We start from the raw sequence: 16,128 nt of genomic DNA, 5'->3' as shown, positions 1-16,128 counted from the left end.
TTACATAAAAATCAGGCCCACCGTCAATGGCAGCGCCTGATCTAAGTTAATTCATCATGATTTGTTGCGGCCTAGTGGCTACTCCGGTTAGAGTTCCGCCGCTTGTCGTGCAAGCTGTCAAACCCAACGAACCCGGCTTCGATGGCCCGTTCGTTGGCTTGGTTCAAGACCTTAATGAACCGTTCGCCCTCTTCTTTACCGCCGAAGAAGGTTAACCAACGGTGAAAACGTTCGTCGGTTGCCTGAGACAAGTTCCGTTGAACCCGACTACCGGCAGCAGTTAAGGTAATGTACTTCACCCGCCGGTCCTTCGGATCAACCTTTTGCATCACGTAGTTTTCCTTCAGCAAGACGTTCACTTGCCGAGCAATGGCACTCTTAGAGACACCCTCTAACTTAGCGAGTTCAACTAAAGTCTGGCCATTTTTGCTGTGAGCGACATTATCCATGACCATAAACGCCTCAAAAGTTAAATTATACTTTTGCGTAGGGATGGAAACGAAATCTCCAATGTACTTGAAGATGTGCATGTATAGATCGTCAAACTGTTGTTTTAATTCTGCTTCAGTTACCGTGTCATTTGTCTCTGTCATTATATGTCCATTACTCCTTCTGTCCAGCACAAAAACCGCTCCATGCCGGCCCAAATTGTGGCTACTCCGGGATGAAATTTAATTAGATAATCTGACCCAAGTCACCAACGATATTGCAAAGTACGTAACGATACAGATAGTTTATCTGCAAACCACCTAATCCCATGATATGAAAAACCTATTTCTATTATAGAACATATGTTCTATAATAGAAATAATCTTTCGTTTAGGATGTGATGTTCACTATGCAACGAGCCCGTCAGCAAATCAGGCGTCTACTCCAAACTGCGTATCAAAATAACCAACTGACAACTCTGACATTCAACAATGTTAGTTGTACAGGGACTGTCGATTTAGTGTCGACGAATTCCGTTGTTCTCGGTCTAGCTGCTGGTCAATTCCGTGAAATTCCCCTCACGCAAATTACCCAGGTTAAACTGCACCAATTTCAATCTTGGTGGCATCTGTATGACCGGTCGTCATCTTGACTCTCTATAGTATCGCCTCTCTCCAGCAAAAAATAAACCCTTTTTTGCTAAATTGTTGGTAATTTCTTTACAATTTGAAGAAAACGCTCTCTTTTGTGAATCTACGATGTTTGTCACTAATCAATCATTAGCCACAAACCTTTTAAGTTAGTCCTAGTCTAATTAAAGTATAAACCCATTTTGGTTAAAAGATTGACCACACTTTTGCTAAACTGGTAACAATCAGAAAGTTACACAGAATGCTTAATTGATTGGGTAAAATCTGTTATCCCCCAAACGACCGATCCAATAATTATTCTGGATGGATCATTTCTGGCCAACTGAGATGGCGACTGCCATTTGACGATCTGGCCAGCTTTGGTCTAACCACTGATCCACCCAACCCGGCCAACCTGTGGGAGTTCACCATACCAACGACCACCGATGGTCGTCGTTCCCGCCATATCAGGCTTTTTACCGTCAAATAGACGATTAAATCCGTGATTATTCTTTTTTAAAGGTTGACCACAACATTCTCCCGGACCTAACATTACGGGTCAATTTTCAAAGATTATAAATAAACGCTGGCTTCTTTCATCCCTGACCGACCTACTTATGCTAGACTAAAAAGTAGAATAACTCATCATGGGGGAGAATGTGTTGTTATGAGAATTGCACGGAACTTTTTAGGATGGGTCGTTCCCATCTTGATCGCTTTGGTCCTGGTCTTGCTGGTCCGAACGTATCTCTTTGAAATTGTCAAAGTCTCTGGGGGATCAATGGAACCCAACCTGGCTGATCAGGAGCGAATGGTCGTGGTTAAGCCGCTCAAGATAAAGCGACTCAGCGTCATTGTCTTCGATGCCTACGGCGAAGATCCCAATGCCCAACCGGGAACCAACTACGTCAAGCGGGTCATTGGCCTACCCGGCGATCAGATCGCCAGTCGCAATGGTAATCTCTACGTCAACGGCCACAAGCTTAATCAGTCATTCATCGATCAGTCCGAACGCGCCGGCGGAACGGGTAACTGGACACTAGCCAGTCTCGCCCAGCGGCACCACTGGTCCACGACAACCAGCGTGGTTCCCGCTAACCATTACTTCGTGCTCGGTGACCACCGCAGCGTCTCAGAAGATGGGCGGGCCTGGGGCTACGTCAATGCCAATAAGGTCATGGGTGTTGTAAAAGTACCCTTCTGGCAGGGAACCGCAACCCATCGTGAAAACATTAACAGTCTCGCCAATCAGAAGGGCCAGGTACAAGCTTCCTTTAGCTGGCAAGGCGCTGCATCATAGAATTTATCGCCAGGATCGGCCGAATAGTCCCGATCCTTTTTTGTCATGCTATTTTGTGAAAACGCTCACATTTTGGGCGATTTAGGGTATACTATGCCTATACACAGCCAGACAGGTTCACTTCCGAAGGGAGCTAATCACATGAAAGTTTTCAAACGCATTCTGTTAGTTTCTATGGCACTTTGTTTAGGTGGATTCATTGGCGATACTATTAGTCGTCACTGCGTTACCCCGGCTTCGGACGATGATATCAACAATGATGCTGGCATCAATATTACGATAAAATTCCATGAGGATCCGGTAGCTATCATTGACCAGTCTTTTTATTACCCAGTGACAGAAACGACCACCAATCACGAGATTCTCGCGATGACTGAAAAAGCCACGAGTGATAATGTTCTTGAAGGCCAGCCATTCTCATTCATCAAATTTTCAATTAGCCTGTCAAATTTAAATAACAACCTATGGACGATCGATCAGGCAACCGAATACGTCGGCCTGCCATTCACGGCAAACGACTGGGCCGCTTACACCACGATGTTAAAGTCAGACGATCTGCCTTTAAAACAATCCTTCGACAATGAAAACTTCGAGAACTATTTAAACAAACGGGCCGTGGACACCTATGATAACAGACGAACAGATCCCGTATCCGGCCAAGTTTTTTACTTATACAACTGGTATTACCCGGAAAAAGCCAACGATACCAGAGCTAAGATTACCTATAAAATGGCCGACGGTTCCGCCGTACCGGCAGATAAGATCCCAGAAAATCCACGAATCGTTACCGGCGTGAGCGGTGACACCTACACCGATACTAACCATTACCTGATCCCCGAGATTGACGGGTATAAGGCCAGTACTGATAACTTCACCTTTGACAATCAAGCCAAGTTAGATGTCAAAGGTGACCAAGATATCACGATTACTTACACCAAAATCCCATCAAGTCACAACACAGCGGAGCCCGGTGAACCCGACGTTGCGACGCCGGATCCCTTTAAGGTTTACGGCAAGCGCGGCCTGTACCGTTACCAGAACCCCGATTTCAATAAATCCGAACGACTACAAGGCTATGCTCAAAAGTCCAAGACCTATGCGCCGATCTTTACAGTGATTAAAACCGTTAAAAACAAGGCCGGCTTGGCCCGCTACCAGCTCAGTGATGGCAGCTACATCACCGCCAACCCTGACTACGTGGCCAAACTCTATTGGCAAGGTGCCCACTATCAAACCCTCTACGTGACTAACCCCCGTGGCGTAACCGCCCATCAAGCCACGACCTTTACTGATAAGTTGGGGCACTACAAACAGGGATCGGCGATCACCGTCATTAAGCGTGTCCGGCAAGGTCAAATGACCCGTTACCAACTCGCCGATGGCACCTACATCACCGGCAATAAGCAATGGGTCTCACCGAACCGACCACGATTGGTCACCCGCGTGAAGACCAAGGCGAAAGTGGCCGTTTACCGGAACACCGATCTCAAGCAGATTCGTACCCACTACGCTAAGAACCGCATCATCACCGTCAAGGGCTGGGACGACACCAATGGCGACCGTTCCGCTAAACCCGGTCAAAAACTTTATCGCGTCAGCGGCGGCTATATACTAGCCAACGCACGGGACCTCAAGGTCATTAAATAACCATGGATACGGAAAGAAGCTAACGCCGATCGGCGTTAGCTTCTTTTACGTTGATTATAGATACTGGGCCGTGACTGATCGCGTAACGGCCTGCAAACCGCCAGCGGGCCCTTCGTAGAGCACCTCGCCACCCTTGGTCCCGCCATCCGGGCCAATATCAATCAGCCAATCGGCCTGCCGCATGACATCTAGGTTATGTTCAATGACAATCACGGTATTGCCGCGGTCTACCAGTCGATTGATAATACCAATAATCGTTTCAATATCGGCCGCGTGAAGACCCGTCGTGGGTTCATCTAAGATGTACAGGTTACCTCGTTGATTCAGTTCCTTGGCAATCTTTAAGCGTTGGCTTTCACCACCCGACAAGGTTGTGAGTGGTTGTCCCAGTGCCAAATATTCGAGGCCAACGTTTAACACGTGTTGTAGCTTGGTGGCGACCTTGGTTTCGGCAAAGAAGGCCACCGCCTCCTCCACCGTCATCGCCATAATTTCTTCGATATTGCAACCGTCGAAGGTATAATCCAGAACGGCCGGATCGAAGCGACCCCCATGACAGAGGGAACATTCAACCGTCGTGTTCTCCATGAAGGAGAGGTTTAACTCGACCTCGCCCTTACCCCCACACTGTGGGCAGGCCCCCTTCGAATTGTAGCTGAACAGGCTGTCACTGACCCCATTCTCCTCGGCCAGCAACTTACGGATGTCGTTCATGACCCCTACATAGGTCGCCGGGTTGGACCGACTGTTGGCGTGCAAAGGTCGCTGACTGATCCGAATGGCTTCCGGATGTTCTTGCGCAAAGACTTGTTCAACCAGCGTGCTCTTCCCGGAACCGGCCACCCCGGTCACCACTGTGAATAGCCCCTCGGGGATGCGGAGAACCGCGTCCTTCAAATTATGTCGCCGACTCGGTTGACTAGTCAGAAAGGTCGTCGGCTGCCGTGGCTGGTCCTTTAGCGGCAAATGGCGTGTCAGGTAACGCCCCGTCAATGTGTCAGACTTTAACAAGTCGGCGTAACTCCCGGTGAAGGTAATCTCACCGCCATGGTTCCCGGCCCTTGGCCCAACATCCACAATAAAGTCAGCCACCTCAATCACATCCGGATCATGTTCAACCACCAACACCGTATTGCCGTTATCGCGTAATTTCAACAACAGATCATTTAGCCGATGGACGTCCCGGGGATGTAGCCCCGTGCTGGGTTCGTCCAAGATGTAGAGGAGATTCGTCAGGCTATTTGCGAGATACTTAACCGTCTTAACCCGTTGCGATTCCCCACCGGACAGCGTGGTGGTCTCCCGCGTTAAGCTCAGGTAGTCCAGACCAACATCAATCAGGCTTTGAACCCGTTCCCGAACGCCCTGAACCACACTCTGCATCTCATCGGTCCCGAAGCCTTGTAAGACCTGCGCCAACTGATCCAGTTGCATGGCGGTCAAATCATAAATATTGTAATCGTTGATCTTGGCTGCTAACACCTCTGGTCGATAGCGTTTACCCTCGCAGGTTGGACAAGCTACTTGGTCGGCGAACTTCTCAATCTTCTTACGAGCGCCATCGCTAATGGCCTTACCGGTCTTCACGTTCTGACGGTAAAAGAGTCGTTCAATCCCCTCGAAGGTTCCCTTAATTTGCGATCCTCGATAGTCTACGGTGACAGGCTGTTCGCCATTCATCAGTGACGCAAAGGTTGCCGCGTCATAGTCCTTTAGCGGCAGATGCTCATCAAACATGCCGGTGGCAATGATTGACTGGTAATAGTAGCTATTGTTGCCGTAGCCTGGCAACTGAATGGCCCCATCGGCGAGCGACAACGATCGATCCAAGGCCACCGCTTGCTTCAACACATAGGTTTTACCAATCCCCTCACAGTCGGGACACATCCCCGCCGGATCGTTGAATGAAAAGGCGTTACTAGCCTGACCATAATGTGGCACCCCAAATCGGGAAAAGAGAATCCGCAGCAAGGAATTGATATCGCTGATGGTCCCCAGCGTCGAACGGGCATTGCCCCCCAACGGCTTCTGGTCAATCACGATGGCCGTGGACAGGTGCCGCACGGCATCGACATCCGGTCGCTGGTAATGGGGTAGGTACAGGCGCGTAAAGCTATCATAGGTGCTGTTCAGTTGACGACCGGCCTCCTGGGCAATGGTATCAAACACAATTGAGGACTTCCCGGAACCCGAGACCCCCGTGAACACGGTCAACTTATTCTTCGGAATTCGCAGACTGACGTTCTTCAAATTATTCTGACGGTCATTCACAATTTCTATGTACTCAGAGTCTGTCATCTTGAACCTCCCAATTGACTTGGCAATTAAACATCGGATTCATAGTTTAGCATACCCACTATTCGAATCGAAGCAAAGCGACCGCCTATTTTTGGCGGGTCTTGTGGTAACCACCGACCAGTTGGCCCGCCTGAGCTTTTCAAGGCTTGCCGGCCATTTTGGGGGTCGCCATGCCAGGTCGTCTCATTACCCACAAATTAGTCAAGACACACAAAAAATGCGAGCCCCAACTATCTGGGGACTCGCATTTTCTCATTTCAGATTTAATTTAGAGGTTGTCGCCTTGTGCTCGCAGTAATTCTCCTAAGGCGGGTTGTGCGGTTAAGTCGATATGATTCTCCTTAGCGTAGGCATCCACGGCGTCTTGGCCGTAAAGCTTGGCATCAAGGGGCATGAAGGCCGTGCCAATGGGATCGTCGTCCTTAATCACGGCGTTGACCACGATCGGCTTACGGTTACCCTTGGCCTGCAGATCCTTGATTTCATCAAAGACCGTCTCGACTTCTTGGTTGTTGGAGGCCGTAAAACCAATGGCACCCAGTCCTTCGCCCACCTTGGCCCAGTCGGCATCGGTCAAATCAACCCCGTACAGGTGTTGCTTCGTGTCGACCTGCTCACGGTAAATGAAGCCGAAGCGCCGGTTACTGAAGACCACGTTGATGACGGGCAATTGATACCGCGCTTCGGTAATGATATCGGGCGCGACCATCGCAAAGCCACCATCCCCGGACAACGACCAGGATTGGGCGTCGGGCACGCTCAACGCGCCGGCTAAACCGGCCGGCAAGCCGTAGCCCATCGTGGCAAATAAGCCGGATAAGGCGAAACGTTGGTCCCGATCCATTGGCAGGCCACGAACGGCCCACCCGGACACGTTCCCGGTGTCGACGCCATAAGTATCGTTGGGCCCTACCATGGAGGCAATCTTCTTGGTGACAGCCTCGGGAGCCAGGCCGTCACTGTCATCGGCGGCCAATTGATCGAGCCACCGGTTCCAGTTGGCCTTGTTTTCTCGGTTGGCGGTGAGCCAAGTCGTTTCCGGCAGGGTCTCACCCGTGGCGAGCATGGCCTGCAGATAACTCTTGGCGTCACTGATCACGGCATAATCGACCGGCACCATTTTCCCAATATCGAAGGAATTATCGTTAACTTGAATAATCTTAATGTCCTTTGGCCAGAACTGTGCGAATGGAAATTCGGAGCCCAGGAAGAGAATCAGGTCCGTGTGTTGTAAGGCTTCAAAGCCGGACTTGGACCCCAACCGGCCAAACGTCCCGATGGCATTCGGATGGTTCGTGGGAATCACCCCGGTGGCGGGAACCGTGTTGATAACGGGAATATTAAATTGTTCGCTGAACTTAACCAGCTCGTCGCGAGCCCCGAGTAGGCCGCGGCCCGCATAAATTAGTGGGTGCTTAGCGGCCTTGAGTAGCTTCATGGTCGCGGTAACTGCGGCTGGATCGATGGCTTCACTAAACGTGTTGGAGACGACGTTGGGCGTCTTGACGGGCTCATAGTCAATCTCGGTCGCGGCCAGGTCTTCTGGAATGATGACCACGGCTGGTCCCTTTTGCCGGTATGCCTCACGAATGGCTTGGTTGACGACGTAAGGCAGTTGTTCCGCCGTGGTGGCCGTGCGATTGTAAACAGCCACGTCGCTAAACATGGGTGTTTCGTCCATTTCTTGGAAGTAGTTCGTATTCATCGCGGCCTGTGGCACTTGGCCGACCAGGGCCAAAACGGGCACATGGTCCATCTTAGCATCGTATAACCCATTGAAAAGGTGCGTGGCACCAGGACCCGCTGACCCAAAGGCCACACCAATCTTACCGGTGAACTTGGCATCGGCCGCGGCGGCTAAGGCCCCAACTTCTTCGTGACGGACCTGAATATAATCGATATGATCCTTTTCCAAATACAGACCTTCTACGGTATGGTTAATTGACCCACCGGGAATACCGTAAATGTGGTTCACGTTCCATGCTTCCAAAACCTTAACTAGCGCTTGTCCTGCAATCATTTTTGCCATAATCACTCGCACTCCTTAATGGTCATTGCGGCTAACAAATCCTGGTCGAAATGCCTCAAACTCGCTTAACAAGGTCATCATAGTCCACTCCTTATAGAATAGCTATTAATTCTACTTACTTTTTGTTAGTTATTAGTTTCACAGGTTGACCATGCCCTTTACCCCTCAATTAGAAATTTTCCCCAAACAAAAAAACCACTCGAATTGGCTGATTTGGCCGACCGAGTGGTATTTGAACCTAATCAATTTTTTATAAAACTAATCATTGTCGACAATCACTTGCCCCAGTTCACGGCTGGCCATCACATATTCGTGGGCCGCCTGAATTTGGTCAAGCTTGAAGACCTTAGCGATAGGGATTTCCAAATGGTGCTCATTGATTAACTGGAACATCTCATCCACCAAGTCTTGCTTAACATCTGTCGAATCGAAGCAGGTCAGGAACTTACCAGCCAAGCTAAATGGCGAGAATTCCTTGGCCACCCATTCACCGGCCAGTAGGCCAATCACGCAGGCCACCCCGCCCTGTTTAAGGTGGGCGATGGAATCGGCCATGGAGACCGTCCCAACCATGTCAATGATGCCGTCGTAGCTCGCGTCAGTATCCAACTGATTGTCCACGTCCAGCACGGCCGAGTCGGCCCCATTGGCCGTTATTTCGGCCAACATGGCCGGTCTGCGGCTCGTGGCAGCCACCGTGAGTCCCATGGCCTTGGCCAACTTAATGGCCGCCAAACCAACCGCCGTGGTTCCACCCCGAACTAACAGCGTTTGCCACGCATGCAGGCCCAACGACTTAAGGGCGCCGATGGCCGTATAGAAGTTTTCAGGGTATTCCGCCAACGTGACCCAGTCGCCATCGTAGTCCACCGGGAACAAGTTGGCATCGTCAACCAGGGCGTATTCCTGATAGCTACCATCGACCTCACGACCGAAGCCCCCCATCATGGTCATGACCTTTTGGCCGACCTTTAGGGACCCATCCGTGGCCGCTTCGGCCACCTCACCGACGGCCTCCACACCGATCACCCGGGGAAACTTCACCGATGGTGAGCCGCCGGCCCGCGTTAGGACCTCGTAACGGTGAACGCCAAACGCATGAATCCGCATGACCGATTGGTGCTTGGTGGCCTTAGGCATTGGCCGGTCAACCAGTTTCATCACATCAACATCGCCGGGTTCATTAATCACAATTGCTCGCATGCTTTATCTGCTCCATTCTTTAGTCAGTTGCTTATTCAATGGTTTCAGTATAGAGTGTATCGTAACGTTACAGTCAAGTTTTTAGTCAGGAGATGGCCTATGCTTACGATTCAGAAATTTGCCGAACTTGCCGGCACGACCCGACGGACCCTGATCTTCTATGATCAAAAGGACCTGTTCAAGCCCAAGCGGGTTGCCGACAATGGTTACCGGTACTACGACTATGACCAACTATATCGCGCGACCTTTATTCTAGAATTACGGCGACTAGGGCTCTCGATTTCAGAGATTAAGGCGCTGAATGACTCCCAGGATCAGTCAGCATTAAACGATCAGTTGACCAGCATTCTGGACAAAATCAATCAGAGAATCGACAACCTCAACTTGCTCCGGTCGACCCTGGATACCCGTTTCAATCAACCCACACCCAGTGAGTCCGTGATTAAAAACCAACCGTTTATCACCACCGGGACGGCGCAGCTATTCTGCCAATCGAAGCAGTCGGTCGCCTGTACCGAGGAAGAGATTGCCGAGATCTATGCTGACTTCTACCAACGACTGGGCAAACTCAAGTTGATGAATAAACAGGATTCCGGCTTTCTCACACAACTCCCCAAGAGCGATGCCAACCTGTATCCCACCGCGTCGTTCTGCATTCTAAAGGCCATCACCGACGACACCGAGACCGGCGACCTGCCACGATTGTCCAAGCCGGCCGGCCAATTCGTCGCGATCAATACGACCAACGACACCAAGAGCATTTGTATTGGGTTACAGATCCTGGCGGAATACATCGCCAGCCAACACTTGAAGATCAATCAAGACCTATGGCAAATGAACCGCGATGAGGCCTTCACCAGCAAGGGCGCCTCCAACCTGGTTTGTCTGCAATATCAAATCCAACCGTAATTAGCCAAGGCCATCGCCACGTGATGGCCTTTTTGGATCGAAAAGAACCAGACGACTTGTCTGGTTCTTCAAACACGGTTTAACTAAACATCTTCTTGGTTGCCCGCGCCAACGTCTTCGGATCTTTATCGTAACGTGGCGTCTTGACCAGCTTGTCCATCGAAACCCCGGCAAAGTGATAAGCCGCAATTTCACCGGAACGCGTGGCACTTTGTTCCGTGAAGATCATTTGGTAAGGTTGGTCGACGAATTCACCCGTGAAGGCGAGATTGGTCGAGTGATCTGGAATGACCTTTGGCCGATCGGCCTTCGCCCGGTTGTTAAACAACGCCGAGGCGTAAGGCATGTATACCGGCACGTTATTCACGATGCTGTCCAAGATTTCGGCTTCATGATGCTTAATGTTATCGGGGCCGGGATCGACCTTGGATAATTGCCCAATTAATTCTTGGGCCATTTCCTTCCCGGTCATCTTGATGTATTGCTTGTGGACGAATTCACCCGTCCGCCGTGGATACAGGAAGTATCCCCAAATGACGGATTCATTCGGTTGTTGGGTGGTAAAGTGTGGTTGATGATGGACCACGATTGACGTGTTAACGTCCTTTTGACCCAACGGCGTGATGGGCGTCGTGGACAGGAAGGAGTTCAACGCGTTCCCAGGAATTTGGGTGGTGATTCGCGTGATTTCATTCAGCAACAGATGATTCTTCGTGGTCAACGTGTAGCTGACCCATTCGGAATTCTTCCGATCGTTGAAGAACTTGTCCGGCGTTCCCAGATTGTAGAACCGTTCCGTGGCCTTCTTCCAAAGGGCAGCACTGATTCCGTATTCCATGTTTTCACGGGCCGGCGTGTCATAGTCCCCCATCGTGGCGGAGTCGGTAATCGATCCGTTCGTGAAGAAGACCGCCGTGTCATCGTCGATGGCAATGTCATCTTCGGCATCGGTGGCGACATTCTTAACGTGAATGCCGGTGACCGTGATTTCGTCTTGCAAGGCACTGTCGGCAAAGTCCCAGTCGGTGACGATGCGATTATCCAGGAAGGTCACGCCTTCACCCTTCAAGTAGTTAATTAACGGTAACATCAGACTTTCAAATTGGTTGTAACGGGTCCGGTTGACCCCGACCAAATGTTCAATTTGCGTAAATTCATAAATCATTTGGTGCATGTAACGCCGTAGTTCTTGGGCGGAGCTTTGAATCCGAAAGGCAAAGGTCGTTTCCCACATGAACCAGAAGTTGCTTTGGAAAATGTGGGGCGAGTCCTTAAAGTATTCGGCAATCGAGACATTGTCTAACTTGGTTTCTTCGTCATCGGGCATCAAGACCAGCTTGGAAAGTAAGACTCGGTCCTTGTTGTTCAGACCCATCTTGCCACCATCGATGATCCCCTTGCCACCTTCTAAAAGACGTGCCTTGTCAAAGGTCCGGTGATGGGCATCGAAGTCCCGGGTGTCTTCAGCAGCGGTCATGCCGTCTTCCGTGGCCGATGGCACGCGATCGAGTAGATCCATTAAGTCCACATAGGTCCGGTAATTCAGCATTCGACCACCACGAGCCACGTAGCCCGTTTGGTTGCTGAGGGGATGACTCTTGTTCCAGTATTCATCACTGAATTGGCTGGTGGAGCCCCCGTCGTTGGCACCGTGCATATCGGCACCATAGAAGGTAATGTGGTCACCTTGCCAGTGACCTTCTTGAATCAGATAAACCGCTGCCGCCATGTTGGACAGGCCAGCACCGATCATTACTGCTTTGGTCTTAACCATCAACAACACCTCCATGAGATTGTCTCAGCTCGTTACGCCCCCATTATGCTTGCTTTGTCATGCATTGTAAAGCGGTTTCCCCGGGAAAAATTGACCTTTCCAGAGTCTTAATCTTTGGCCGGATAAACGCCGATTTAACGGGAACGAGCCCCATCAACGTTTCTAACGAAAACCTTGTATTTGGACAAATCATTTGCCTACCCGGAGACTGTCATCGGCTTGACCCTGACCCGACTCTAAGTGGTAGGCTTAACTAGAGGTGATTATGATGGATAAAACAGAATTAGAGAAACTCGATGCTGGCGAACCGTACTATTTTCTTGATGAAGAGGTCGCAGCTCGTAAGGCCCGAGCCGCACAACTCTGTCAGGAATTCAATGCCATTCCGGCAACGGATCCTGCAGCCCAAACGGCGAAGATCAAAGAAATTCTGGGCAGTCACGGTAAACGCGTCTCCGTCCAAGCTTCTTTCAATTGCGATAACGGTCGCAATATTCACGTTGGCGAGGACTTCTTAAGTAACTATAACTTAACAATCTTAGATATTGCGCCGGTCACCATTGGTAATCATGTCATGATCGGTCCCAATGTCGATATCTATACGGTCAATCATCCTTTGACCGCATCTGGCCGCCGTGGCTACCTAGCTCAGGCGACTCCCGTCACAATTGGTAACGACGTTTGGATTGGTGGCAAGGCGTCTATTATGCCTGGCGTCACGATCGGTGACAACGTGATCATCGCTGCGGGTGCGGTGGTCACCCATGACGTGGCGGCAAACAGCTTGGTCGGTGGCGTACCCGCCAAACCAATTAAATCACTGACACATTGAGGCTCCCTCGTCACTCTATGGCGAACAACCAAAAAGCCCGGAAGCACAATCTTCCGGGCTCTACATTAATCCGATGTGGGATGTTTAGTCAGCGGCCATGAATTTGCCGGCCGTTAACGCAGATGCTAAGACCCAACCCTTAATCTTGCCATTCGTTACGTAAAGGTACTTCACGTTCTTCTTGGCCTTCTTAATGGTGATCTTCTTAGTTGCGTAATAGGACTTGCTGTTTGCCAATTTACCCAGCTTAATTAGGGTAACCTTGGACTTGTCAGCAGCGAACTTGCCAGAGTAGTAAACCGGGTCACCGCTCTTGAAATGGTAGGCGCTCTTCTTGATGTTAGCGGCGCTTACCAAGGTAAAGCTGTTACCCTTCTTGTTACCATCGGCAGCCATGAACTTACCGGCAGTCAAGGTTGACAGAGCGACCCAGCCCTTCACCTTGCCATTGGCAGAAGTGATGTAAACGCGGCTAACGTTCTTGCCGTTGGCTTTAATCACAATCTTCTTGGTTGCGTAATAAGTTGTGCTACCTGCTAAGGAACCCTTTTTAGTCAAGCTAACCTTAGCCTTGTCTGCAGCGAATTTAGCACTGTAGAGGGCAGGTTTACCACTTTTGACGTGATAAGCGGTCTTTTTAAGTGATTTGCTACTAATCAAATTGTAAGTGACCGCTTTAGCAGCGGCTTTAGTTGCGGCAAATGCAGTTACGCCAGCGTCCATAGGTGCAATAGCGCCAACACCCAATGGTAATACCATCGCTGCAGCCGCAGCAATCATAGCAACTTTCTTCATCATAACAATTACCCCCCGTAGATTAATGTGATGAACTCATCCCTGAATTCGAAGATATCATAACATGATCAAAATTTTATGGGCTCATGGAAGTCCCCATATTCTGCGGAATTCCAAAAAAAGTTACCCACCGTGGTAAAGTATTTCAACTAACGTTACCGGTCAAAACATATTGCCCGATAAAAAGGCCCAATCGTTGCAACCACAACGATTGGGCCCTTAACATTATTGATTTTCTTTGGCAATCGCCTTGGCGATTAATGAGGTATAGTACCGGTTACCATGATCGTTCGGGTGAACGTGATCATTGATAAACCAGTCCGTATGCCCCTTAGCCGCCGTATACCAGTCCACCACATGGACGTTCGAATATTTCTTGGCCGTCTTGGCAATTCGAGCGTTCACGGAGTTCTGCCATTCTCGCGTCGGCACATGCGCCGTTACCCAAAAGATCTGACGTTTAGGCCCGATGGCGTGAACAATCTGGTCGGCCTGGTCCGGCGTCACATAGCCATTGGTACCGATATTGACCAGGACCGTCTTGGCCAACTGGCCGCGTTGGGCTAAACCGTTGATGACACCCGGTAAGGCATCCGCCTGACGACCGACGGCGCCATCCACAATGGCCCCAGGAAAGACGTCCTGTAGGGCACCGGAATCATCCAAGAGCACGGAGTCTCCAACCGCTGTCAGCGCGGTCTGTTTACTAATCTCTAATTCGTCGGCGGTCAAGAAATACTTTTTGGCCGTCTTCTGGTCCTTCTTGGATAGCTTCGAGAAGGCCACCTTTTCATGTTTTCGTTTGGAAGAGGCCGCATCTAAGGCCTTTTGCTTCTTAACGGCGGCCGCGTTCTTTTTCTTCGTAGCGGCCTGGCGCTCATTGATGGTGCGTTGCAAGGCGGTTGGCTTGGCACCAGCCGGTTGTTGAACGAAGCCAACGGCGGTTAAGCCAAACAAGAGTGCCGCGATGACCCCAAGACTGCTGGCCAACCGATGGGCACCGGGTTGCTGTAAATAAGCGCGAACGTCATTGGTCAACTGACCATAATGGTAATGCCGCATTGGATTTTCAATCCAACGGTAACTGATCTCTGTCACAACCATAATTAAACACAGCTCGACCAAGGCATGGAACAGAGGATGATTCCCAATGTTCACCCGGGCTTCATAAAAGATCATCACGGGAAATTGGTAAAGATAGATGCCGTAACTCCGTTGCCCCACATAACTAAAGACGGGGTTCGACAGAATCCGATTCATATCGCTACCGGGATGGGCCACGGTTGCGACCAGGACGCCCGCCAGAACGGTGAACCAGAACATGCCACCCTTGTAGGTTAACGCTGCTTGGCCATTCATGGTGAAGAACATCCAGATCAGGGTGATCAGTGAAAGTCCACCAACACCATCCAAGAACCAGCGCTGGGCCGGTTCAATGTTGGCGTTCAAACGATGAGCGGGCCAGATAAAGGCGATCGCCGCCCCAACCAGGATCGCAAACATCCGGGTGTCGGTCCCATAGTAAACCCGGTTAGGATTCTTGGGATCATACAGGAAGGCCATGGCTAACGCCGACACAATTGCCAGCGCCAACAATGGAAAGACCGCCCGGGCCCGTTTGCGAAAGACCAATAAAAGCCCTAAGACAACCAACGGCCAAACCAGGTAAAACTGACCTTCAATTGACAGCGACCAGAGGTGGGTAAATGGCGACTCCCCACTGAAGCGGTCAAAGTATGACTGTCCGTGGCCGATCTCAAACCAGTTATAGCCATAGATCAGGTTGGTCAGGACCGTCTTACGGATGTTAACCAACAAACTTCGCTGGAACAGCGTGATGTAGGCGGTGGTGCCCAACAGCATCGTCACCAGTGCCGGATATAATCGTTTCAACCGGCGACCGTAGAAGCTCAAAACATTAATACTGTGGGTGGTATCCCACTCTTGAATTAACAAATATGTAATCAGATAGCCTGACACGACGAAGAAGATGGGCACCCCGAGGTAGCCCCCTTGAAGGGTCGATGGTGCCAGGTGATAAATGATGACCCCCAAAACGGCTAGCGTCCGAATACCATCGAACCCGGTGATATAACGCCGTTTACCCGCACGCCGACCCCGTAAAATTTCGCGAGTCATTCGCGTGTACGATTGATCCATTGTTCATTACTCCTTCTCTTTATAAAACCAGTAACTATTGACTGGTCAAGCTCCCCCTACCGGCAGTGACACAAGTTTTCAAGTTGCGATTATTAATAGTATTGACATGTGTTACGATAATTT

Annotated in this window: 11 protein-coding genes; 4 read left to right on the top strand and 7 right to left on the bottom strand. The window is 50.3% G+C overall.

Features of this window, described 5'->3' with window-relative positions:
• Window positions 1-71: 71 nt before the first annotated feature.
• Window positions 72-593: a MarR family winged helix-turn-helix transcriptional regulator gene (locus tag EKM96_RS00880; protein ID WP_125638424.1), complete on the bottom strand. Its 522-nt coding sequence runs from the start codon at window positions 591-593 to the stop codon at window positions 72-74.
• Between the two features lie 1,132 nt (window positions 594-1,725).
• On the opposite strand from EKM96_RS00880, the gene lepB reads away from it, so the two are divergent.
• Both lepB and EKM96_RS00865 read left to right on the top strand, forming a co-directional pair.
• Window positions 1,726-2,358, top strand: a complete 633-nt coding sequence (gene lepB / locus EKM96_RS00870; protein WP_125638422.1) for a signal peptidase I — start codon at window positions 1,726-1,728, stop codon at window positions 2,356-2,358.
• A gap of 141 nt (window positions 2,359-2,499) precedes the next feature.
• Window positions 2,500-4,005: a DUF5776 domain-containing protein gene (locus EKM96_RS00865; protein WP_125638420.1), complete on the top strand. Its 1,506-nt coding sequence runs from the start codon at window positions 2,500-2,502 to the stop codon at window positions 4,003-4,005.
• A gap of 54 nt (window positions 4,006-4,059) precedes the next feature.
• Here EKM96_RS00865 and EKM96_RS00860 read toward each other — a convergent pair whose 3' ends face one another.
• The 3 genes from EKM96_RS00860 to EKM96_RS00850 all read right to left on the bottom strand — a co-directional run bounded on the left by EKM96_RS00860 (window position 4,060) and on the right by EKM96_RS00850 (window position 9,535).
• Window positions 4,060-6,303, bottom strand: coding sequence for an ATP-binding cassette domain-containing protein (locus EKM96_RS00860; RefSeq protein WP_125638418.1), 2,244 nt, complete (start codon window positions 6,301-6,303; stop codon window positions 4,060-4,062).
• A 268-nt stretch (window positions 6,304-6,571) separates the two neighbouring features.
• The gene (locus EKM96_RS00855; RefSeq protein WP_164510946.1) at window positions 6,572-8,332 is read right to left on the bottom strand and encodes a thiamine pyrophosphate-binding protein; all 1,761 of its coding nucleotides are present in this window, start codon (window positions 8,330-8,332) and stop codon (window positions 6,572-6,574) included.
• Window positions 8,333-8,590: 258 nt separating this feature from the next.
• Window positions 8,591-9,535, bottom strand: coding sequence for a zinc-binding dehydrogenase (locus tag EKM96_RS00850; protein ID WP_125638416.1), 945 nt, complete (start codon window positions 9,533-9,535; stop codon window positions 8,591-8,593).
• Window positions 9,536-9,634: 99 nt separating this feature from the next.
• Here EKM96_RS00850 and EKM96_RS00845 point away from each other — a divergent pair, with 99 nt between their 5' ends.
• Complete coding sequence (locus EKM96_RS00845) at window positions 9,635-10,444, top strand: MerR family transcriptional regulator (RefSeq protein ID WP_164510945.1); 810 nt, start codon at window positions 9,635-9,637, stop codon at window positions 10,442-10,444.
• A gap of 79 nt (window positions 10,445-10,523) precedes the next feature.
• Here the strand turns inward: EKM96_RS00845 and EKM96_RS00840 are convergent, their stop codons facing one another.
• Entirely contained in the window at window positions 10,524-12,218 is a 1,695-nt protein-coding gene (locus tag EKM96_RS00840) for an oleate hydratase (protein ID WP_125638412.1), read from the bottom strand.
• Between the two features lie 268 nt (window positions 12,219-12,486).
• On the opposite strand from EKM96_RS00840, the gene EKM96_RS00835 reads away from it, so the two are divergent.
• Window positions 12,487-13,050, top strand: a complete 564-nt coding sequence (locus EKM96_RS00835) for a sugar O-acetyltransferase (RefSeq protein ID WP_125638410.1) — start codon at window positions 12,487-12,489, stop codon at window positions 13,048-13,050.
• 84 nt (window positions 13,051-13,134) lie between these two features.
• On the opposite strand, the gene EKM96_RS00830 is transcribed toward EKM96_RS00835, so the two are convergent.
• Together EKM96_RS00830 and EKM96_RS00825 are read right to left on the bottom strand one after the other, a co-directional pair.
• On the bottom strand, window positions 13,135-13,848 hold the full coding sequence (locus tag EKM96_RS00830) for a hypothetical protein (protein ID WP_125638408.1): 714 nt from the start codon (window positions 13,846-13,848) through the stop codon (window positions 13,135-13,137).
• Between the two features lie 222 nt (window positions 13,849-14,070).
• Window positions 14,071-16,005, bottom strand: a complete 1,935-nt coding sequence (locus EKM96_RS00825) for an acyltransferase family protein (RefSeq protein ID WP_125638406.1) — start codon at window positions 16,003-16,005, stop codon at window positions 14,071-14,073.
• Between the last annotated feature and the right edge of the window lie 123 nt (window positions 16,006-16,128).

The organism is Levilactobacillus tangyuanensis, from assembly GCF_003946545.1.
GTDB classification, from domain to species: domain Bacteria; phylum Bacillota; class Bacilli; order Lactobacillales; family Lactobacillaceae; genus Levilactobacillus; species Levilactobacillus tangyuanensis.
The sequence above is the reverse complement of the archived record's forward strand: the minus strand, read 5'-3'. Positions and strand labels throughout refer to the sequence as shown.